Raw genomic sequence first — 21,482 nt, 5'->3', positions numbered from 1 at the left:
AGGTTAAGTTAATAAGGGCGCACGGTGAATGCCTTGGCACTAGGAGTCGACGAAGGACGGCACTAACACCGATATGCTTCGGGGAGCTGTAAGTGAGCTTTGATCCGGAGATTTCCGAATGGGGAAACCCACTGTTCGTAATGGAGCAGTACATTTGCGTGAATACATAGCGCATCTGAGACACACCCAGGGAACTGAAACATCTAAGTACCTGGAGGAAGAGAAAGAAAAATCGATTCCCTGAGTAGCGGCGAGCGAAACGGGAATAGCCCAAACCAAGAGGCTTGCCTCTTGGGGTTGTAGGACACTCTACATAGAGTTACAAAGGAATGAGTTAGACGAAGCGATCTGGAAAGGTCCGCAGGATAGGGTAAAAGCCCCGTAGTCCAAAATTCATTCTCTCTTGAGTGTATCCTGAGTACGGCGGAACACGTGAAATTCCGTCGGAATCCGGGAGGACCATCTCCCAAGGCTAAATACTACCTAGTGACCGATAGTGAACCAGTACCGTGAGGGAAAGGTGAAAAGCACCCCGGAAGGGGAGTGAAATAGATCCTGAAACCGTGTGCCTACAAGTAGTTAGAGCCCGTTAATGGGTGATAGCGTGCCTTTTGTAGAATGAACCGGCGAGTTACGATTACATGCAAGGTTAAGTTGAGAAGACGGAGCCGCAGCGAAAGCGAGTCTGAATAGGGCGAATGAGTATGTGGTCGTAGACCCGAAACCAGGTGATCTACCCATGTCCAGGATGAAGGTAAGGTAACACTTACTGGAGGTCCGAACCCACGCACGTTGAAAAGTGCGGGGATGAGGTGTGGGTAGCGGAGAAATTCCAATCGAACCTGGAGATAGCTGGTTCTCTCCGAAATAGCTTTAGGGCTAGCCTCAAACGTTAGAATCTTGGAGGTAGAGCACTGTTTGGACTAGGGGCCCATCCCGGGTTACCGAATTCAGACAAACTCCGAATGCCAATGATTTATGTTTGGGAGTCAGACTGCGAGTGATAAGATCCGTAGTCAAGAGGGAAACAGCCCAGACCACCAGCTAAGGTCCCAAAGTATTTGTTAAGTGGAAAAGGATGTGGCGTTGCTTAGACAACCAGGATGTTGGCTTAGAAGCAGCCATCATTTAAAGAGTGCGTAATAGCTCACTGGTCGAGTGACGCTGCGCCGAAAATGTATCGGGGCTAAACAAATCACCGAAGCTGTGGATTGATACCTATGGTATCAGTGGTAGGAGAGCGTTCTAAGGGCGTTGAAGTCAGACCGGAAGGACTGGTGGAGCGCTTAGAAGTGAGAATGCCGGTATGAGTAGCGAAAGACGGGTGAGAATCCCGTCCACCGTATGACTAAGGTTTCCTGAGGAAGGCTCGTCCGCTCAGGGTTAGTCGGGACCTAAGCCGAGGCCGATAGGCGTAGGCGATGGATAACAGGTTGATATTCCTGTACCACCAAACCACCGTTTGAGTAATGGGGGGACGCAGAAGGATAGGGTAAGCATGCTGTTGGTTATGCATGTCCAAGCAGTAAGGTGTGAATGTAGGCAAATCCGCATTCTCTAACATTGAGCTGTGATGGCGAGGACGTATGTCCGGAGTTCCTGATTTCACACTGCCAAGAAAAGCCTCTAGCGAGGTGATAGGTGCCCGTACCGCAAACCGACACAGGTAGTCGAGGAGAGAATCCTAAGGTGAGCGAGAGAACTCTCGTTAAGGAACTCGGCAAAATGACCCCGTAACTTCGGGAGAAGGGGTGCTCTTTTGGGTGCATAGCCTAGAAGAGCCGCAGTGAATAGGCCCAGGCGACTGTTTAGCAAAAACACAGGTCTCTGCAAAACCGTAAGGTGAAGTATAGGGGCTGACGCCTGCCCGGTGCTGGAAGGTTAAGAGGAGTGCTTAGCGCAAGCGAAGGTGCGAATTGAAGCCCCAGTAAACGGCGGCCGTAACTATAACGGTCCTAAGGTAGCGAAATTCCTTGTCGGGTAAGTTCCGACCCGCACGAAAGGCGTAACGATCTGGGCACTGTCTCAACGAGAGACTCGGTGAAATTATAGTACCTGTGAAGATGCAGGTTACCCGCGACAGGACGGAAAGACCCCGTGGAGCTTTACTATAGCTTGATATTGAATTTTGGTGCAACTTGTACAGGATAGGCAGGAGCCTTAGAGCCCGGAGCGCCAGCTTCGGAGGAGGCGTCGGTGGGATACTGCCCTGGTTGTATTGAAATTCTAACCCATACCCGTAACCCGGGTAGGAGACAGTGTCAGGCGGGTAGTTTGACTGGGGCGGTCGCCTCCTAAAGTGTAACGGAGGCGCCCAAAGGTTCCCTCAGAATGGTTGGAAATCATTCGAAGAGTGTAAAGGCAGAAGGGAGCTTGACTGCGAGACCTACAAGTCGAGCAGGGTCGAAAGACGGGCTTAGTGATCCGGTGGTTCCGCATGGAAGGGCCATCGCTCAACGGATAAAAGCTACCCCGGGGATAACAGGCTTATCTCCCCCAAGAGTCCACATCGACGGGGAGGTTTGGCACCTCGATGTCGGCTCATCGCATCCTGGGGCTGTAGTCGGTCCCAAGGGTTGGGCTGTTCGCCCATTAAAGCGGTACGCGAGCTGGGTTCAGAACGTCGTGAGACAGTTCGGTCCCTATCCGTCGTGGGCGTAGGAAATTTGAGAGGAGCTGTCCTTAGTACGAGAGGACCGGGATGGACACACCGCTGGTGTACCAGTTGTTCTGCCAAGAGCATCGCTGGGTAGCTATGTGTGGACGGGATAAGTGCTGAAAGCATCTAAGCACGAAGCCCCCCTCAAGATGAGATTTCCCATTACGCAAGTAAGTAAGATCCCTCAAAGACGATGAGGTAGATAGGTTCGGGGTGGAAGCGTGGCGACACGTGCAGCTGACGAATACTAATCGATCGAGGACTTAACCAAATTTGTTTCAGTTCCAATGTCGTTTATCCAGTTTTGAGTGAACAAGCACTCTATATATGAGGGTTTCAAGACACGAGTAATTCGAGGAAACAATTGAGAGAGGAAAGGAGCATACTAAGGTATGTGACTGACCGAACGAATGCAGTTGACGAAGAAGTACGATGTGTATTGAAAGCCGAAGAGTCTAGTGATGATGGCGAAGAGGTCACACCCGTTCCCATACCGAACACGGAAGTTAAGCTCTTCAGCGCCGATGGTAGTTGGGGGTCTCCCCCTGTGAGAGTAGGACGTCGCTGGGCACCAAAAAAAAGTCGTTACCGAGTAAAATTGGTAGCGGCTTTTTTGTGTGTTTATAAAGAAATTGGAATAATGCTATTGATTTGCGTCAAGATACTAAGAGAAATCGAATAAAAAGAGTGAATAGTGGTAAAGTATTTTTATTCAACCTAAGAAGGATTTCGTGTATTTACACATCTACAGGATTAATTTCATTTAAACGCATGGTAATATCAATAAGATATAAAGGAATCATAATAATGCCGAAGGCAACTTCACTCTATATAAAGGTATTTGAGTAGAACTGCAAAAGTTTGAGGGAGTAAGTAGAGACCACGGAGCGAGCGTGTACCAGATCACTCATTTTAATAATCGGTAATTCGTATTGTTTTTGTGTTGAACTCGAAGATCTTACTTTGTGCTAATAAAATTGAATAGGATGTAGTTTACTTATAATAAGGTTAAAATTACAGCTGTCTTCTTTATATTAAATACGAAGTTCTCAAAAAAAATTAAAATTCCCTTGCCAAGGTTAAAAATAAGTGGTATAGTTATCAAGTTGTCATTTTGATTAGTGGCCTACACGAAAAACAATTAAAAAAGGTTGTTGACAAAGATATCAGGGTTTGATATGATATATAAGTTGTCAAAACGACATCATAACAATGTGAACATTGAAAACTGAACATGCAAAACGTTAAGAAATACAGCTTATCAACTAACTTGTTAGTTCGATAGCAAAACAATTTTTGACATCATTTAATGATGATGCCAGCAAAACAAATGAGCTTTTTAAGTTCTCTATTATGGAGAGTTTGATCCTGGCTCAGGACGAACGCTGGCGGCATGCCTAATACATGCAAGTCGAGCGAATGACGAAGAAGCTTGCTTCTTCTGATTTAGCGGCGGACGGGTGAGTAACACGTGGGCAACCTGCCCTGTAGATTGGGATAACTCCGGGAAACCGGGGCTAATACCGAATAATCCATTTCCTCTCATGGGGAGATGTTAAAAGACGGTTTCGGCTGTCACTACAGGATGGGCCCGCGGCGCATTAGCTAGTTGGTGAGGTAACGGCTCACCAAGGCGACGATGCGTAGCCGACCTGAGAGGGTGATCGGCCACACTGGGACTGAGACACGGCCCAGACTCCTACGGGAGGCAGCAGTAGGGAATCTTCCACAATGGACGAAAGTCTGATGGAGCAATGCCGCGTGAGTGAAGAAGGTTTTCGGATCGTAAAACTCTGTTGTGAGGGAAGAACAAGTACGAGAGTAACTGCTCGTACCTTGACGGTACCTCATTAGAAAGCCACGGCTAACTACGTGCCAGCAGCCGCGGTAATACGTAGGTGGCAAGCGTTGTCCGGAATTATTGGGCGTAAAGCGCGCGCAGGCGGTCCTTTAAGTCTGATGTGAAATCCCACGGCTCAACCGTGGAAGGTCATTGGAAACTGGGGGACTTGAGTACAGAAGAGGAAAGCGGAATTCCAAGTGTAGCGGTGAAATGCGTAGAGATTTGGAGGAACACCAGTGGCGAAGGCGGCTTTCTGGTCTGTAACTGACGCTGAGGCGCGAAAGCGTGGGGAGCAAACAGGATTAGATACCCTGGTAGTCCACGCCGTAAACGATGAGTGCTAAGTGTTAGGGGGTTTCCGCCCCTTAGTGCTGCAGCTAACGCATTAAGCACTCCGCCTGGGGAGTACGGTCGCAAGACTGAAACTCAAAGGAATTGACGGGGGCCCGCACAAGCGGTGGAGCATGTGGTTTAATTCGAAGCAACGCGAAGAACCTTACCAGGTCTTGACATCCCGCTGACCGCTCTAGAGATAGGGTTTTCCCTTCGGGGACAGCGGTGACAGGTGGTGCATGGTTGTCGTCAGCTCGTGTCGTGAGATGTTGGGTTAAGTCCCGCAACGAGCGCAACCCTTGATCTTAGTTGCCAGCATTCAGTTGGGCACTCTAAGGTGACTGCCGGTGATAAACCGGAGGAAGGTGGGGATGACGTCAAATCATCATGCCCCTTATGACCTGGGCTACACACGTGCTACAATGGACGGTACAGAGGGTCGCAACCCCGCGAGGGTGAGCAAATCCCATAAAACCGTTCTCAGTTCGGATTGTAGGCTGCAACTCGCCTACATGAAGCCGGAATCGCTAGTAATCGTGGATCAGCATGCCACGGTGAATACGTTCCCGGGCCTTGTACACACCGCCCGTCACACCACGAGAGTTTGTAACACCCGAAGTCGGTGGGGTAACCCTTACGGGAGCCAGCCGCCGAAGGTGGGACAGATGATTGGGGTGAAGTCGTAACAAGGTAGCCGTATCGGAAGGTGCGGCTGGATCACCTCCTTTCTAAGGATAATATCGGAATACAGATTTTTATCTGTATCTTAACGTTTTGCAGTTCAGTTTTGAATGTTCATTTTATATGAAGATTCGATACTTGTTCTTTGAAAACTGGATAAAACGACATTGAAACAATAAACAACAAGAAATTCTGTTGTGATTATTTACGTAATCACAACGTGTAAGACTTTTTAACTTTTAGGTTAAGTTAATAAGGGCGCACGGTGAATGCCTTGGCACTAGGAGTCGACGAAGGACGGCACTAACACCGATATGCTTCGGGGAGCTGTAAGTGAGCTTTGATCCGGAGATTTCCGAATGGGGAAACCCACTGTTCGTAATGGAGCAGTACATTTGCGTGAATACATAGCGCATCTGAGACACACCCAGGGAACTGAAACATCTAAGTACCTGGAGGAAGAGAAAGAAAAATCGATTCCCTGAGTAGCGGCGAGCGAAACGGGAATAGCCCAAACCAAGAGGCTTGCCTCTTGGGGTTGTAGGACACTCTACATAGAGTTACAAAGGAATGAGTTAGACGAAGCGATCTGGAAAGGTCCGCAGGATAGGGTAAAAGCCCCGTAGTCCAAAATTCATTCTCTCTTGAGTGTATCCTGAGTACGGCGGAACACGTGAAATTCCGTCGGAATCCGGGAGGACCATCTCCCAAGGCTAAATACTACCTAGTGACCGATAGTGAACCAGTACCGTGAGGGAAAGGTGAAAAGCACCCCGGAAGGGGAGTGAAATAGATCCTGAAACCGTGTGCCTACAAGTAGTTAGAGCCCGTTAATGGGTGATAGCGTGCCTTTTGTAGAATGAACCGGCGAGTTACGATTACATGCAAGGTTAAGTTGAGAAGACGGAGCCGCAGCGAAAGCGAGTCTGAATAGGGCGAATGAGTATGTGGTCGTAGACCCGAAACCAGGTGATCTACCCATGTCCAGGATGAAGGTAAGGTAACACTTACTGGAGGTCCGAACCCACGCACGTTGAAAAGTGCGGGGATGAGGTGTGGGTAGCGGAGAAATTCCAATCGAACCTGGAGATAGCTGGTTCTCTCCGAAATAGCTTTAGGGCTAGCCTCAAACGTTAGAATCTTGGAGGTAGAGCACTGTTTGGACTAGGGGCCCATCCCGGGTTACCGAATTCAGACAAACTCCGAATGCCAATGATTTATGTTTGGGAGTCAGACTGCGAGTGATAAGATCCGTAGTCAAGAGGGAAACAGCCCAGACCACCAGCTAAGGTCCCAAAGTATTTGTTAAGTGGAAAAGGATGTGGCGTTGCTTAGACAACCAGGATGTTGGCTTAGAAGCAGCCATCATTTAAAGAGTGCGTAATAGCTCACTGGTCGAGTGACGCTGCGCCGAAAATGTATCGGGGCTAAACAAATCACCGAAGCTGTGGATTGATACCTATGGTATCAGTGGTAGGAGAGCGTTCTAAGGGCGTTGAAGTCAGACCGGAAGGACTGGTGGAGCGCTTAGAAGTGAGAATGCCGGTATGAGTAGCGAAAGACGGGTGAGAATCCCGTCCACCGTATGACTAAGGTTTCCTGAGGAAGGCTCGTCCGCTCAGGGTTAGTCGGGACCTAAGCCGAGGCCGATAGGCGTAGGCGATGGATAACAGGTTGATATTCCTGTACCACCAAACCACCGTTTGAGTAATGGGGGGACGCAGAAGGATAGGGTAAGCATGCTGTTGGTTATGCATGTCCAAGCAGTAAGGTGTGAATGTAGGCAAATCCGCATTCTCTAACATTGAGCTGTGATGGCGAGGACGTATGTCCGGAGTTCCTGATTTCACACTGCCAAGAAAAGCCTCTAGCGAGGTGATAGGTGCCCGTACCGCAAACCGACACAGGTAGTCGAGGAGAGAATCCTAAGGTGAGCGAGAGAACTCTCGTTAAGGAACTCGGCAAAATGACCCCGTAACTTCGGGAGAAGGGGTGCTCTTTTGGGTGCATAGCCTAGAAGAGCCGCAGTGAATAGGCCCAGGCGACTGTTTAGCAAAAACACAGGTCTCTGCAAAACCGTAAGGTGAAGTATAGGGGCTGACGCCTGCCCGGTGCTGGAAGGTTAAGAGGAGTGCTTAGCGCAAGCGAAGGTGCGAATTGAAGCCCCAGTAAACGGCGGCCGTAACTATAACGGTCCTAAGGTAGCGAAATTCCTTGTCGGGTAAGTTCCGACCCGCACGAAAGGCGTAACGATCTGGGCACTGTCTCAACGAGAGACTCGGTGAAATTATAGTACCTGTGAAGATGCAGGTTACCCGCGACAGGACGGAAAGACCCCGTGGAGCTTTACTATAGCTTGATATTGAATTTTGGTGCAACTTGTACAGGATAGGCAGGAGCCTTAGAGCCCGGAGCGCCAGCTTCGGAGGAGGCGTCGGTGGGATACTGCCCTGGTTGTATTGAAATTCTAACCCATACCCGTAACCCGGGTAGGAGACAGTGTCAGGCGGGTAGTTTGACTGGGGCGGTCGCCTCCTAAAGTGTAACGGAGGCGCCCAAAGGTTCCCTCAGAATGGTTGGAAATCATTCGAAGAGTGTAAAGGCAGAAGGGAGCTTGACTGCGAGACCTACAAGTCGAGCAGGGTCGAAAGACGGGCTTAGTGATCCGGTGGTTCCGCATGGAAGGGCCATCGCTCAACGGATAAAAGCTACCCCGGGGATAACAGGCTTATCTCCCCCAAGAGTCCACATCGACGGGGAGGTTTGGCACCTCGATGTCGGCTCATCGCATCCTGGGGCTGTAGTCGGTCCCAAGGGTTGGGCTGTTCGCCCATTAAAGCGGTACGCGAGCTGGGTTCAGAACGTCGTGAGACAGTTCGGTCCCTATCCGTCGTGGGCGTAGGAAATTTGAGAGGAGCTGTCCTTAGTACGAGAGGACCGGGATGGACACACCGCTGGTGTACCAGTTGTTCTGCCAAGAGCATCGCTGGGTAGCTATGTGTGGACGGGATAAGTGCTGAAAGCATCTAAGCACGAAGCCCCCCTCAAGATGAGATTTCCCATTACGCAAGTAAGTAAGATCCCTCAAAGACGATGAGGTAGATAGGTTCGGGGTGGAAGCGTGGCGACACGTGCAGCTGACGAATACTAATCGATCGAGGACTTAACCAAATTTGTTTCAGTTCCAATGTCGTTTATCCAGTTTTGAGTGAACAAGCACTCTATATATGAGGGTTTCAAGACACGAGTAATTCGAGGAAACAATTGAGAGAGGAAAGGAGCATACTAAGGTATGTGACTGACCGAACGAATGCAGTTGACGAAGAAGTACGATGTGTATTGAAAGCCGAAGAGTCTAGTGATGATGGCGAAGAGGTCACACCCGTTCCCATACCGAACACGGAAGTTAAGCTCTTCAGCGCCGATGGTAGTTGGGGGTCTCCCCCTGTGAGAGTAGGACGTCGCTGGGCACCAAATAAAAAGTCGTTATCGGTTATATCGGTAGCGGCTTTTTTGTGTTTTAGAAAAAAACGAAGACAACTCTTCCTAAAGTTTCAGCACAATTACTGTACTGAACCTTTTTTATTTAACTCTCATTCATTAAGGCGTGTGTATTACCTTCAGTGTCTTTAAAGAAAGCCATCCATGTCTCAGTCTCCCCGACCTTTGCAACCATATGTGGTTCATCTATAAAAGTAGCTCCTGCATCCTTCATTCTAGAAACTTCACTATTTAAATCATCTACTTGAAAATACAAGACAGAGCTTGGATGATTGAATTCCTCCATTTCAGGTCTACTTAATAGAAGTCTTGTATCTCCACATTGAAAAAGTGCTAGACCATCCATTTCAAATAATAAGGATAATTTAATAACATCCTTATAAAATGAAACAGCTCGTTCTACGTTTTCTACATTTACTGCGACTTGTCCTAATTTCATAAATTATATCCCTCATTTCTTATATATATTTATTCTCTATTACTTTGTAAATTCCTTTTTAAAGGACAATGTAAGCAAATGGAAGTGGATTATAATTCCAAATTAAACTAGACAATTTTCAATTGATATTATATACTACATTACAACACTAATGCACTAATTTTCAAATGAGAGGAGATTAACCTCAGGTGATTATAAATACCGATAGTACTAAGCCGATATATGTGCAAATTGCGGAGTGGCTGGAAAATGAGATCATAGCAGAGCGTTTTAAAGATGTCGAAAAAGTATATTCGCAATATCAGCTGGCTGAGCTTTTTAATATTAATCCGGCTACAGCTGCTAAAGGACTAACAATACTAGTTGAAGATAATATTTTATATAAGAAAAGGGGACTTGGGATGTTCGTAGCACCAGAAGCTAAAAAGATGATTCTGGAAAAACGAAGAAATGAGACATTGACAAAAATGGTGACAGACATCGTTTTAGAAGCAAAAAGGTTATCGGTAACAAAAGAGGAACTAATACAACTCATCCATAATTGCGAGGAGGAGATCTAATGAATGTGATAGATTGTCAAAAGTTAAGTAAAGGTTTTCGACGGACTAATGCTTTAGAGGAAATAACGTTTCAACTGACAGAACAAAAGATTACTGGGCTTATTGGACGCAATGGTGCCGGGAAGACCACTTTGCTTAAAATACTGGCAGGCTTAACTAAACATAAGGTGGGTGAAGTGAGCGTCTTTGGGAAAAACCCTTATAATAACTTAATGGTTTCCGCAAACAGTATTTTGGTGGATGATCAAATGACTTTTCCAGACTCCCTTTCTTTAGATGAGATATTACAAAGTGCTCCAGCTTTTTATAAAAGGTGGGATGCACAGCTTGCTGCTCGATTATTTCAATACTTTAAGTTGAATTCCAAGCAACAGCATTGTAAGTTATCCAAAGGTGCAAGGGCTACATTCAATATGATTTTTGGATTGTCAACCCGATGTGAGTTAACGATGTTTGATGAACCAACAAACGGAATGGATGAAGCGGTTCGGAAAGACTTTTATAGAGCTTTACTAAAGGATTATATTGCACATCCTCGTTCTATTTTAATCTCTAGCCACCATTTAGCAGAAATAGAGCATCTACTAGAGGATATTTTATTAATTCATAATGGGAAGGTTGTATTGCATCAATCTTTCGATGAAGTGAAGGAATATGCGGTAGCTGTTCAGGGACCAATTGCTGATGTGGAAAGATGGACAGTGGGGGAAGAAATTCTTCACTCAAAAAGAGTTGATGGGCAAAGGCAGTATGTAGTGGTTAAGAATAACTCTAAGCTGGAGAGAGCTCGTTTAGAGGGTGCCGTCATTCAAGAGTTATCTGCTAGTGAAGTATGCATGCATATGACGAATGAAGCGAAAGGCGGAATCGATGATGTTTTTAAGTAATAGTAGCTTAGCTAGTGTTGTAAAAGCACAAGTAAAGTTTAAACTCAATGCATATAACGGATTAGTTTATTCGTTAATAATTTTACAAATATTAGGGATACTTTTCGCAGGCGAAGCAGGAGGTAGTGGAACGTCTCTTAATAATACTTCTATTAGTGTCAATATATCCTCGATTGATATTGGTTTTCTTTTTGTTTCATTACTAGCTATTTCAGTGGGAAACCTAATTACAACTAAAGCGTATCGATATGATGACTTTTCGTTTGTGGCAACTCGTCTTAGCAGTAGTATTGCTAATTGTATTGTTCTATTAATTTTTAGTTGCTTTGCAGGTGTAACTACTTTCCTATCAGGTTATCTAATGCGTATCTTTTTAACTTTCAATAGCAATAATGAAATTGTAGAAGGTACTACTATACTAGGGGATCCTATTAATTCTTTCCTAACTATTCTAGCAATGATAATTCTTTTATGGATGTTCAGCTCCATAGGATATATAGCTGGCACTTTGTTTCAAAAGCATAAGCTACTGTTCTTTGGTGCACTAGTAATTATTGTTCTGTTGTTAATAACTGGTATTTGGATTAGGATATCAGAATCTATTTTTGTTGAGAACGGTTCATTACTGATACTTGTTATAAAGATTTTCGTCATAACGATATTGCTCTTTGCGACATCCACTGCAATCTCAAATCGTTTGGGGGTTAGAGCATGAGTAATACATGGCTGATTCTATTTATTGGATTAATACCTATAGTCATCGGAATAATCATTGTTCTTTATCTAACGAAAAAAGTAAAATATAAAGGGAACTTACGTCTAAATAAAATTATTATAACTGTCTATGTCGGTATACTAATCGCTTCAGGTGTTGTATATGAACTTTTACCAAAAGAAAATATGTTAGAAAAATTATCAGTTGAAGAGTTAGTACAATTACAAACGGAAAATAATTCTTTTCAAAAATCTTTACTTAAACTAGAAGAAAATAAATTGAATCAGAAGTTTCTTAAGGAAGAATGGTCTCATGAATTGCGTGGAAATACATTAACTCTCGAATATAAAGGAAATGATCCATACTCAACAAAAGTGGTAGTGGAATGGATAGATTCTACTGATCTTAAAGTAGAAGGGATAGAATATAGAACTCATATAAATGTATATGGACTAAAAATTGAGGACAGAATTCCACTTAATGAATTGGACTGGAATGGAGATCAGTTAGTCATTCATGAGCCTCACGGGCAAGAGCTTAATTTAGAATTGTTTTCAAATGAATTGTATTCTTTAAAACAGTCATTACTTGATGAGGAAATTAGAATGGTAAGAGGTTTCACATATATTCACTTAAAAGTCCCGAAACATATAGAAATTGTGGACCCATTAGGACTGCAAATATATTAATAAAAAATAAAGTGCCCACTATATGCAAGGCACTTTATTTTAATTTCACGTCAAATAAGAATTTCAATCGACCCATTAAAAATTTTGAGGGGATAAAAGGGAATAAAAAATCTCGTGTGGCAGCGAGTGGTTGGGATTGAATTTGGGCTGCTGCACCTATTTGACGAGAAAGGCGGATTACTTTTGCAGTGCGGGTAACTCGCTTTTCCTCGTAAAATGCTAACACCTTATCCACATGTTCAAATTGTTTGAAGCCATTTCCCAGAACAATGGCATCTTCAATTGCTTGTCCTGCACCTTGTCCCATATTCGGGGTAGTAGCATGAGCGGCATCCCCTAATAGAACAACTCTCCCGAAAACAAATTGACGTAGCGGTTTAATATCAGAAATATCGTGAAGAAGAATGTCTTCAAGATTTGTAGTAGTTATTATATCTTGTACAACCTCCGGAAAATGGTCAAATAATTCCCCGATTTCTTGAGAAGAGAGATTTTGAAATTGTGAATTTCTTGCAGTTGTATTAATGCAAGCGAACCAATATACTAATCCGTTTTTCATAGGAGCCATTCCAAATCGTCCTTTAGTAGACCATAATTCGGTGGAGGTGTATTCATCGACCCTTCCTTTGTTTTCTGTAATGCCTCTCCAGCATGTATAGCCAGCGAACCTAGGAATGGAACCTGGAACAAACTGTTGACGGATAGATGAATTGATACCGTCGGCGACTATAAGTAAGTCGGCGGTCACTGTAGTATCGTTATCAAAATGGATGGTTACTTGAGCATTGTTTTGGTCGACAGATATGCATTTTTTATTGAAATGAAGTGTATTGGGTTTAAGTGCTTTAAGAAAAGATCTATGCAAATCAGCACGATGAATAGTAATATTTTCTTGTCCATAAAGCTTTTTTAGAACGGTGAAATCAATCGTATTTAAAGATTTCCCATATTGATCTTGAAACACCTGTGTATGAAGTACATGGCCATTCGTGATTACGTCTTCTCCAACACCAATTTCCATCAGTGCCTGCAAAGCGTTAGATCCTATTCCAATACCGGCACCAACTGGCTGAAAGGTAGAGCTTGCCTCAAATACTTGAACAGAAAGTCCTTGTTTTTGTAAAGTAACGGCAGCACAGGGTCCCCCGATACCACCACCTATTATTGCTATTTTCATTTGGTAATACCTCCTCCTCTTGTGATATTCTAATTTAAAAGGGGTGGAATATGATTAGGCTTACTATTTATAATGACAGTTATCGTAAATCGTTAGAGAATTATCCATTATCGGAAGAGCATCTTTCATTCACTGGACATCCATTAGAATTACTAGGAAGAGCTCAAACAAATGCAACGTATACTTCTATTATTATAACGGAAGACGATCAAGTTGCCGGCTTTTTCGTGCTAGATACCGGCGAGGATAAATTCAATTATACAGATTTGGCAGAGAGTATTTTACTTAGAGGATATTCTATACATCCTGCTTACCAGGGGAGGGGAATTGCGCAAAAGTCTATGAAGCTACTACATGCCTTTGTAGCTAAGCACTTTCTAAATGTAAAAAGAATTGTACTTGGAGTGAATGAAGCAAACAAAGTGGCACAGGCTGTATATGCAAAATCTGGTTTTATCGATGAGGCTAGACGGTTTAATGGAAGATCTGGTACACAAATTGCTATGTCACTTTCATTAGATATTATGGAGATTCGCAAAGCACAATCTGGTGATGAACAAGGGATTGTGGATGTTTGTGTAGCTGCTCAATGGAATACGTATAGAAATTTATATTCAAATGATTACATAGAAAGAGTTATAGAGAAATTTTATACTGTGGAGAGGATTTCAAAGGAAATTAAAGATACAAATAGAGATTGGAATGGCTATTTTGTAGCATTGTTGAATAATGAAATTGTCGGCGCAATCGGTGGTGGAGTAGATGAAGATGGAGTAGCTGAGGTTTATGTTCTTTATTTGCATCCAGCAAAACGAGGTCAAGGTATTGGGACGAAATTACTTGATTATTTAACAGATGTACAACGCACTGAGTACGAAGCACATGAACAATGGGTTTCTGTCACAAAAGGAAATCAAATGGGTATACCGTTTTATGAAGCGCGGGAATTTACTTTTCAATATGAATTACAGGCTTATGAAAACGAAGCGGAAGATAATGCGGTTTCATTAAAATACAAAAGAAAAATATAATCCTCCTGAAAAGGAGGATTTATTTTTAGAAACGATCAATGATAGGGGGGTGAAACTCGCCCAAATCCTGATATCGATTGCTCGACCTTGCCAGTTTCACTTTCATTACTTTCACAGATTTTTACTTCTTCCCTTATGAGGACAAATAATCCTTTCAAATATGATAAGTTTTTCATATGGAAAACGATAATAACTATCGAATTTACTAATGATAGGAGCCGAGGTATGCTAAATGAATAGAAAGAAGGCATTTATATGGAGTTTTTAATATTTTTCATTATAGGAATTGTGGGGAATGTAGTTGGTACCTTAGTTGGAGGTGGGGGGCTTATAAGCCTGCCGATGATGCTATTAATGGGGTTGCCAGTGCACTCTGCCATAGGGGCAAATAAAGTATCTAATACAGTTAGCTCGCTTTCGAGTTTCCTAGTGATCTTCACAAAAAAAGAGGTAACCGGTAAAGAGGCAATCTCGGTATTGGTATTTTGTTTAGGAGGAGGAATAATAGGAGGGCTCATTGCATCTTTTCTAAGTGGAGAGGTACTAATGATAATTGCTATTATTTTATTGAGCTTCGCCTTTGTTACCTCCTTTATGGGAAAAGGGAATTTTGCTGGAACTGAAACCTTCAAGCTAAATAAAAAAACAGCGCCAGCATTACTAGGGATTGGAATGTACGACGGCATGTTTGGTCCAGGGAGCAGTACTCTAGCACTGTACTTGTACGCAAGTGAAAAAATTGCATATATACGGGCTGTGGGACTTGCTCGAATTGGTGTATTTTCTAGCTGCTTTGGTGCATCAATTACTTATATTTCTACTGGTAAAATATTGTGGCCAGTTACACTTGCATTAATGCTAGGTGCAATAATAGGTGCTCAGCTTGGACTTCGCCTAGCAAGGAAATTAAAAGCGCAGCATATTAAGCCATTATTACGAGTGGTTACCATATTACTTATAGTGCAAATTGTAGTGGACTATTTGAAATAAAGGAGGAGTTAGTATGAGGATACGCTGTGCTATTTTAGATGATTACCAGCAAGTTGCCTTAAAAATTGCAGACTGGTCAGCTATTACAAAGAAGGTCGAGATTGTATCGTTTTCTCAGCACTTTAATGATGAAAATGAACTAGTAGAATCCATTCGTGATGCGGAGATAGTAATTGTTATGCGAGAGCGTACACCTTTTGGAGTAACTCTTTTTGAAAAGCTACCGAAGCTTAAATTGCTGATTACTTCTGGAATGAGAAATGCATCGATTGACCTTGTGGCTGCATCTGCTCATGGGGTCGCTGTTTGTGGGACTGCGAGTTCTTCAGAGCCACCCACAGAGTTAACTTGGGCTTTAATACTAAACTTAGCACGTCAAATAAGGAAAGAAAACGATAGCCTTCGTAATAATGGGTTATGGCAGAGTACGATTGGGACGGATTTATATGGGAAGCGTCTAGGTATTCTTGGGCTAGGAAAAATAGGCGGTCGAATGGCAACTATAGCGAAAGCTTTTGGGATGGATGTTATTGCTTGGAGTCAAAACTTAACGAAGGAGCAGACAGATAAGCTAGGTGTTCAGTTGGCGAGTTCGAAAGAAGAGTTGTTAAAGACGAGTGATTACGTCACCATTCATCTAGTGCTAAGCGATAGAACTAGAGGGCTTATAAGTGAAAAGGACTTACAACACATGAAAGGCTCAGCTTATTTAGTTAATACCTCTCGATCGGGCATAGTTGACCAACAGGCACTCCTAAAAGCGCTTCATGAAAACTGGATTGCTGGAGCCGGATTAGATGTATTCGATATCGAGCCGCTACCAACGAACCATCCATTCCGAACATTGCCTAACGTATTAGCCACTCCACATTTAGGATATGTAACAGGAAAAAACTACACGACGTATTTCCGTGAAGCAATAGAAGATATTGAAGGGTACTTGGATGGACAAGTAATTCGTTCCTTAAATTAAATATATAGACAAAGAAAGACTATCCGAGTTTATAACACTCAGATAGCCTTTTTCTATTTTATTTTAATGCTTCTAGTTGTTTACCAAGCTCTTGTACAGCGATTGTTTCTTCATCTGTAGTTGTTTGCAGTAATGCTTTTTGTCTTTCAAGTGCTTCGTTTAGAGTCGCTAGTTCAGCGGATACATCAGCACCTTCTTGTTCACTTTTTTCGATCAATGAGTTTATTGGATCGAATAAGTCTTCATGACCGACAATTCTGCCTTCACCCCACATAAGTTTTTCCTTAGGAGCTTCTAGCACATAGTCTGTGAAATAATCGAATACTTCTTTATCAAAATCGTATGCGTACCAATTGTTATCGATAGCCCATAGATATTCATCAATCGCAGTAGTTATATCGCCTTCATTTAAAGCATCAATAGCTAGTGCAAGGTTGGTAATATTGTGTTGTGAATGCTCGTGTGGGAATATTTGTACATCCTCCCATGTTAAGCGAACGAATTGGTCCTCAGCATATTTGAAAGCAGCGAGGAGACCGCTATTCAATTCACGGCTATCTTCATATAATTTATGTGCTGCTTCTGTATCTTCCTCAGTTAAAGCAGCAAGATATTCGTCATTTACTTTTGCAACCTTTGTATTTACTTCTTCTGCAAGAGCAATTGCTTTGTCAATCTCTGCAACTAATTGTTCGGAAGAAACATAGGCTTGTCCATATGCATCAGCGTCAATTACTTTTTTCATTTCCGTCAAACGTGTTGTGAAATCTAATGGAACGACTGCTGTTTGATCGTAATGCATGGAAAGTAATCCGTATAGATTCAAATGGAATTTAAATGCTTCCGCATTATATGTGTCCTCGTTATCAAATTGTGAATGATAATGAGTACGCATGAAATCACTGTCTTGGAAATCGTTGCGAAGGGCTGGCACACCAGCAATACCAAATGAGAAATCATCTGACCATGTGCGTAGCGGAGAAACGACGGAAATGCCATCGTTATAGACACCATCCACGCTCGGTACATTTTTTGCGAATTCCGTTAAATAATTATCCAATTCGTAGACAGAACGTATTTCATCTTGCGTTGTATGCTCATAGGCTGGAAGCTCAAAGTTCATATTAGCAAATGCTTTTCCAACCCATTCAGGGTGGATATTGAATATCTGATTGTACGCACCGGTTGACCAGTCATAGCGAGAGTTAGAAACTCCCCATTCCTCCGCAGCAAGTGCATTGAAAATAATAGTTTTTTCTGGTTGATACCCACTGTCTACTAGACCTTTAGCTACACCCATCATTAATCCGATAGCTGCATGGTCATCCTGGAATCCTGTGAAGTAAGAATCGTAGTGAGCAGACAAAATGATATATGACTCTGGGTCTTTACCGATAATTTTTCCGTAATAGTTATACGACTTTCCATCCATTTTTACAGTAGATTTAGCATCGAATTTTACAGTCATCGTACCATTCTCACTAGATTCTAAAGCTTTCTTCAGTTGATTTGCATCTGTTTGAGACATAGAAAAGGCAGGAGCATCATCTGGTCCACAGACATCCTGAGCATTAAGCGCATCTTCATCCGTTTCCGCATATCCAGCTTCCTGAACTGCGATTACTGCAGCGGCTCCTTTTAAATGTGCTTGATAAGCAGGGTAGTTAATCCACCACTCCTCACGTTGATTTATGTCAACTAAAACTAGCTTACCTTCGACATCGAGATTTGCTAAATCATCAGCAGTCCCTTTACCACCGTAGACAATTTCAAGATCCTTCACACCATCCGTATCGAAATTTACTTGGTAAGCCCCTAAAACAGCCAGATGCTCTTCGCCGTTTTCATCCACGAACGTTAGGTCAGCTTTTTCAAATTCCCATGTGTCTAAGGTGAACTCGTCCTTTGTCACTTCAGTAAGTCCAATTTTCTTCATTTCTTCAGCAATTTTTTCCCCAGTCTTCAGCTCTGCCCCTGATCCAGCAGTTCGATAACCAAGCTTTTCATTCGTTTTAAATTCTTCTAGGCTCTTCGTGAACTCAAAAGCATAATCGACATCCACAGCGGATAGATATTTTTCATTTCCGTCGATCAATTTCTTCTCAGGCACAGCCTCTTCTTTAGGAGTACAAGCTCCTAATGTTAAAGTGATTAACAATGTTGCTGCTAATCCTCCCATAATCTTGTTCATGTATCACAGTCCTTTACAATTTTTTTTACAACTAGATAATTAAACGACAATAATCGCTTAATATCAATACTTTTTAATATTCTAATTCACTTTATTCCCTATAAATAAAAGAAAAAACACAAAATGTATTGTTCGATTTACACAATTAGTGTAAAATTACACTAATTGGAACGAAAATTCATTTTTAAAGGGGTAGTGTATGGCAATGGACAAAGAATATGTAATTCAGCTTATTTCTTTGAGGATCCGAATGATTCGACTTGAAAAAGGCTATTCACAGGATAAAATGGCAAGTATTATGGGAATCTCGAAGAAAACGCTTGTCCAAATAGAAAAAGAAAGAGTGCTAGCAGGGTGGACAAGTGTAATCGCGGTTTGTGCATTGTTTCGTGATAGTGAAATATTGCAGTCTGTGTTAGGAGATGAGCCATTAGAAGTAATCGAAACAATTGCACATGATGGCATTAATCGACCAAAGGACAAATCGATGGGTGGTCGTGTATGGTGGAAGGAAATAAATTCAAAGGGGAATTTCCGAATGCAGCAAAATATCATCAGTCAGCATTATCGAATTTTAGATGACAAAAATTATCGTTGGTTTAGTTCGTTTGATGAAGAGGAAACGGCTATCCGGCTAAATGAACTATTCAAAACTGAATAACAACTGGGGGAATTGGGATGAAAGCAGAGTCAAAATTTGCTGGGGTATTACTTTCTATTTTTGCTTTAATTGGAATGGTGTTCTTTGTAGGTTTCGGTGCGTTTTTTCTGCTCCTCATGGGGAAGATCGACTATATTGCATTACTAATAACTGTCGGAATCGTGTTATATCTATTGATTGTATTTAATATACTTCATTTTTTTCAAACAAAAAAAAGGAAAATTATCTTCGGAAGTATCGCAGGAGCAGCAATATTAATAAGTACAATTGCGCCATTAAAAGATGTATATACTCACTTAATACCGACTGTAGATGCCGAAGTGGATATAAGTAAGTATGAACCATTTTCACAATTTGGCAAAGTTACTACGTTAAAAGAGAAGGCGACACTTCAGCTTACGGAAGACCTACCAAAATTGGATGGTGCAACTGCGCTGTATCCATTATACGCTGCAATTGCAGAAGCAACGTATCCTGAAAAATCGTATCCATCTTACGATAGTGAAGTAATGGTGAGTACAACACCGTATGCTTATGAGAATCTCTTTAGTGGAAAGGTTGACATGATTTTCGCTGCAGCTCCTTCGGCATCTCAAAAGAAAACCGCAGAGCAAAAAGGATTGGAGCTTACTATGACACCTATTGGTCGAGAAGCATTTGTCTTTTTCGTCAATCAAAAAAATCCTGTTAATAACCTTACAGTTGATCAAATAACAGATATATATATGGGGAAGGTGACCAATTGGGAGCAGCTTGGGGGCAAGGATGATACAATTCGAGCTTTCCAACGACCAGAAGACAGTGGCTCACAATCTGCGCTTCAATCACTTATGAAGGGAATGCCAATGATGAAGCCACCTTCAGAGGATATCGTTACTGGAATGGACGGAATCATAAGTGAGGTATCTCAGTATAGAAATTATAAAAATGCAATTGGCTTTACATTTAGGTTTTATTCCAAAGAAATGGTCGATAATGATCAGATCAAGTTGTTAGAAATAAATGGAGTGGCACCGACGAAAGAGAATATTCGAGCAGATATCTATCCAATAGCATCTGAATTCTATATTGTAACGGCTGGAACGGACAATCCGAATGTGGAGCCATTGATAGAATGGATTTTATCAGAACAGGGGCAAGCACTTGTGGAAAAAGTAGGCTATGTACCTAACAAAAATTAAAAGCCCTAAACTCCATTTTGAGCAAGTAAACCTCAGTTTAATTAGGAGGAAATGCTTTTGAAGATAACATGGTTAATTTCTTTCATACTAGCTTTCTCGGTAAATTTGATCCCGGCGTTAAAACACCCAGATTCTAATATGAGTTTTATAAATTTACTTACTTCGGGTTTATTTATAATTGGAATGCTAGTATTCATAAGGAAGATGTCATCCCATAATAAATATCTAAAGGTATACTTAATACTCGGTTTTCTCTCTGGAATAATAGTTTATAGCATTAAAACTTTTGATCATATCATGATGAATTATGCTGCTTTGGATATCATAACTTCAATACAGTATCCATTGTATTTAGTTTTCACAACCCCGTTGTTTGGAATAAATTCTCTTTTGGACATTAATTATGAAACATTCTCTTTATTAACTTCATTGGTGTATATCCTTGCATTGATATGTACCTATAAACGAATAAATTAAAAGTGACCACAGTATTTAACTGTGATCGCTTTGCATGTCTACTCACGTACAAAAAAGTCAAAACCGAGGGAAGTCACAACACCAAATATAATTGCCCAAGCAGCAATACTGATTGTCGACCAAACGAGTGTTTTTACTTTAGATGCCCCAAGCGTCATTCCTATAAATGCGGCAATATGAGTGCCGATTAAAATAGGTCCGAGCATGAGCATCCCAGGCAAACCGTATTTATCCCAAAGCTCTCTCGCACGTGCGCTTCGCTTCGATTCTTTTTTCTCTTTTCCTTCATTTCGTTTGACAAGCCATAGTTTAAATTTGTCGTAGCCTATAATAAGGGCAAGTACAGTCACCATATTTCCTACAAAACCGACGATAATCACCGTTATAGGATTCAACCCTGAAATAATACCAAGTGGAATGACCAGCCCCAATTCGATCCACGGAATGGCTGCTCCCAAAAATACTAAAAAATAATCTATGATACATACACTTCC

The 21,482-nt window shown here is 42.3% G+C and carries 14 protein-coding genes and 5 rRNA genes; 15 read left to right on the top strand and 4 right to left on the bottom strand.

The window, feature by feature from the left end:
- Window position 1 precedes the first annotated feature (1 nt).
- The 5 genes from ACN6MX_RS17195 (at window position 2) to rrf (ACN6MX_RS17175) (ending at window position 8,986) form a co-directional block, all read left to right on the top strand.
- Window positions 2-2,930 (top strand): 23S ribosomal RNA (locus ACN6MX_RS17195).
- A gap of 183 nt (window positions 2,931-3,113) precedes the next feature.
- Window positions 3,114-3,229 (top strand): 5S ribosomal RNA (rrf, locus tag ACN6MX_RS17190).
- Window positions 3,230-4,009: 780 nt separating this feature from the next.
- A 16S ribosomal RNA gene (locus ACN6MX_RS17185) occupies window positions 4,010-5,563 on the top strand.
- A gap of 195 nt (window positions 5,564-5,758) precedes the next feature.
- A 23S ribosomal RNA gene (locus tag ACN6MX_RS17180) occupies window positions 5,759-8,687 on the top strand.
- A 183-nt stretch (window positions 8,688-8,870) separates the two neighbouring features.
- Window positions 8,871-8,986: ribosomal RNA gene (rrf, locus tag ACN6MX_RS17175) — 5S ribosomal RNA — on the top strand.
- Together the 16S, 23S and 5S rRNA genes form the textbook arrangement of a ribosomal RNA operon.
- 116 nt (window positions 8,987-9,102) lie before the next feature.
- Here the strand turns inward: rrf (ACN6MX_RS17175) and ACN6MX_RS17170 are convergent.
- A complete protein-coding gene (locus tag ACN6MX_RS17170) occupies window positions 9,103-9,456 on the bottom strand; it encodes a VOC family protein (protein WP_419960043.1) in 354 nt (117 codons plus the stop codon).
- 188 nt (window positions 9,457-9,644) lie between these two features.
- Here ACN6MX_RS17170 and ACN6MX_RS17165 point away from each other — a divergent pair, with 188 nt between their 5' ends.
- From ACN6MX_RS17165 to ACN6MX_RS17150, 4 genes are read left to right on the top strand one after another with little or no spacing between them, the layout of a single operon-like run.
- Window positions 9,645-10,016, top strand: a complete 372-nt coding sequence (locus tag ACN6MX_RS17165; protein WP_419960042.1) for a GntR family transcriptional regulator — start codon at window positions 9,645-9,647, stop codon at window positions 10,014-10,016.
- Window positions 10,016-10,903: an ATP-binding cassette domain-containing protein gene (locus tag ACN6MX_RS17160; protein WP_419960041.1), complete on the top strand. Its 888-nt coding sequence runs from the start codon at window positions 10,016-10,018 to the stop codon at window positions 10,901-10,903. Before ACN6MX_RS17165 ends, ACN6MX_RS17160 begins: the two co-directional genes overlap by 1 nt.
- On the top strand, window positions 10,887-11,618 hold the full coding sequence (locus tag ACN6MX_RS17155; protein ID WP_419960040.1) for a hypothetical protein: 732 nt from the start codon (window positions 10,887-10,889) through the stop codon (window positions 11,616-11,618). Before ACN6MX_RS17160 ends, ACN6MX_RS17155 begins: the two co-directional genes overlap by 17 nt.
- The gene (locus ACN6MX_RS17150; protein WP_419960039.1) at window positions 11,615-12,307 is read left to right on the top strand and encodes a hypothetical protein; all 693 of its coding nucleotides are present in this window, start codon (window positions 11,615-11,617) and stop codon (window positions 12,305-12,307) included. The genes ACN6MX_RS17155 and ACN6MX_RS17150 overlap by 4 nt, the downstream gene beginning before the upstream one ends.
- A 34-nt stretch (window positions 12,308-12,341) precedes the next feature.
- On the opposite strand, the gene ACN6MX_RS17145 is transcribed toward ACN6MX_RS17150, so the two are convergent.
- Window positions 12,342-13,484, bottom strand: a complete 1,143-nt coding sequence (locus ACN6MX_RS17145; RefSeq protein WP_419960038.1) for an FAD-dependent monooxygenase — start codon at window positions 13,482-13,484, stop codon at window positions 12,342-12,344.
- A 50-nt stretch (window positions 13,485-13,534) separates the two neighbouring features.
- Between ACN6MX_RS17145 and ACN6MX_RS17140 the strand changes: the two genes are divergently transcribed.
- The 3 genes from ACN6MX_RS17140 (at window position 13,535) to ACN6MX_RS17130 (ending at window position 16,478) form a co-directional block, all read left to right on the top strand.
- A complete protein-coding gene (locus ACN6MX_RS17140) occupies window positions 13,535-14,515 on the top strand; it encodes a GNAT family N-acetyltransferase (RefSeq protein WP_419960037.1) in 981 nt (326 codons plus the stop codon).
- Window positions 14,516-14,770: 255 nt separating this feature from the next.
- Window positions 14,771-15,505, top strand: a complete 735-nt coding sequence (locus ACN6MX_RS17135; RefSeq protein WP_419960036.1) for a sulfite exporter TauE/SafE family protein — start codon at window positions 14,771-14,773, stop codon at window positions 15,503-15,505.
- 13 nt (window positions 15,506-15,518) lie between these two features.
- A complete protein-coding gene (locus tag ACN6MX_RS17130) occupies window positions 15,519-16,478 on the top strand; it encodes a D-2-hydroxyacid dehydrogenase family protein (protein ID WP_419960035.1) in 960 nt (319 codons plus the stop codon).
- A gap of 58 nt (window positions 16,479-16,536) precedes the next feature.
- Here ACN6MX_RS17130 and ACN6MX_RS17125 read toward each other — a convergent pair whose 3' ends face one another.
- Window positions 16,537-18,669 carry a M28 family peptidase gene (locus tag ACN6MX_RS17125; RefSeq protein WP_419960034.1) on the bottom strand — a complete coding sequence of 711 codons (2,133 nt, stop codon included), beginning with the start codon at window positions 18,667-18,669 and terminating at the stop codon, window positions 16,537-16,539.
- Window positions 18,670-18,874: 205 nt separating this feature from the next.
- On the opposite strand from ACN6MX_RS17125, the gene ACN6MX_RS17120 reads away from it, so the two are divergent.
- From ACN6MX_RS17120 to ACN6MX_RS17110, 3 genes are read left to right on the top strand one after another with little or no spacing between them, the layout of a single operon-like run.
- Complete coding sequence (locus ACN6MX_RS17120) at window positions 18,875-19,330, top strand: helix-turn-helix transcriptional regulator (RefSeq protein ID WP_419962655.1); 456 nt, start codon at window positions 18,875-18,877, stop codon at window positions 19,328-19,330.
- A 17-nt stretch (window positions 19,331-19,347) separates the two neighbouring features.
- Entirely contained in the window at window positions 19,348-20,511 is a 1,164-nt protein-coding gene (locus ACN6MX_RS17115; RefSeq protein WP_419960033.1) for a PstS family phosphate ABC transporter substrate-binding protein, read from the top strand.
- A gap of 57 nt (window positions 20,512-20,568) precedes the next feature.
- A complete protein-coding gene (locus ACN6MX_RS17110) occupies window positions 20,569-20,988 on the top strand; it encodes a hypothetical protein (RefSeq protein WP_419960032.1) in 420 nt (139 codons plus the stop codon).
- Window positions 20,989-21,026: 38 nt separating this feature from the next.
- Here the strand turns inward: ACN6MX_RS17110 and ACN6MX_RS17105 are convergent, their stop codons facing one another.
- On the bottom strand, window positions 21,027-21,470 hold the full coding sequence (locus ACN6MX_RS17105; protein ID WP_419962654.1) for a small multi-drug export protein: 444 nt from the start codon (window positions 21,468-21,470) through the stop codon (window positions 21,027-21,029).
- Window positions 21,471-21,482 lie beyond the last annotated feature (12 nt).

The organism is Psychrobacillus sp. BM2, assembly GCF_048572895.1.
Classification (GTDB): domain Bacteria; phylum Bacillota; class Bacilli; order Bacillales_A; family Planococcaceae; genus Psychrobacillus.
Note: the sequence above shows the minus strand (reverse complement) of the source record. Positions and strands in the feature narration are given on the sequence as shown.

Excerpts from the sequence above, each read along its gene's own strand:
- ACN6MX_RS17160 (WP_419960041.1), top strand. The coding sequence starts at position 10,016 with ATGAATGTGATAGATTGTCAAAAGTTAAGTAAAGGTTTTCGACGGACT.
- ACN6MX_RS17145 (WP_419960038.1), bottom strand. The coding sequence starts at position 13,484 with ATGAAAATAGCAATAATAGGTGGTGGTATCGGGGGACCCTGTGCTGCC.
- ACN6MX_RS17150 (WP_419960039.1), top strand. The coding sequence starts at position 11,615 with ATGAGTAATACATGGCTGATTCTATTTATTGGATTAATACCTATAGTC.
- ACN6MX_RS17155 (WP_419960040.1), top strand. The coding sequence starts at position 10,887 with ATGATGTTTTTAAGTAATAGTAGCTTAGCTAGTGTTGTAAAAGCACAA.
- ACN6MX_RS17115 (WP_419960033.1), top strand. The coding sequence starts at position 19,348 with ATGAAAGCAGAGTCAAAATTTGCTGGGGTATTACTTTCTATTTTTGCT.
- ACN6MX_RS17135 (WP_419960036.1), top strand. The coding sequence starts at position 14,771 with ATGGAGTTTTTAATATTTTTCATTATAGGAATTGTGGGGAATGTAGTT.
- ACN6MX_RS17130 (WP_419960035.1), top strand. The coding sequence starts at position 15,519 with ATGAGGATACGCTGTGCTATTTTAGATGATTACCAGCAAGTTGCCTTA.
- ACN6MX_RS17120 (WP_419962655.1), top strand. The coding sequence starts at position 18,875 with ATGGACAAAGAATATGTAATTCAGCTTATTTCTTTGAGGATCCGAATG.
- ACN6MX_RS17125 (WP_419960034.1), bottom strand. The coding sequence starts at position 18,669 with ATGAACAAGATTATGGGAGGATTAGCAGCAACATTGTTAATCACTTTA.
- ACN6MX_RS17140 (WP_419960037.1), top strand. The coding sequence starts at position 13,535 with ATGATTAGGCTTACTATTTATAATGACAGTTATCGTAAATCGTTAGAG.
- ACN6MX_RS17170 (WP_419960043.1), bottom strand. The coding sequence starts at position 9,456 with ATGAAATTAGGACAAGTCGCAGTAAATGTAGAAAACGTAGAACGAGCT.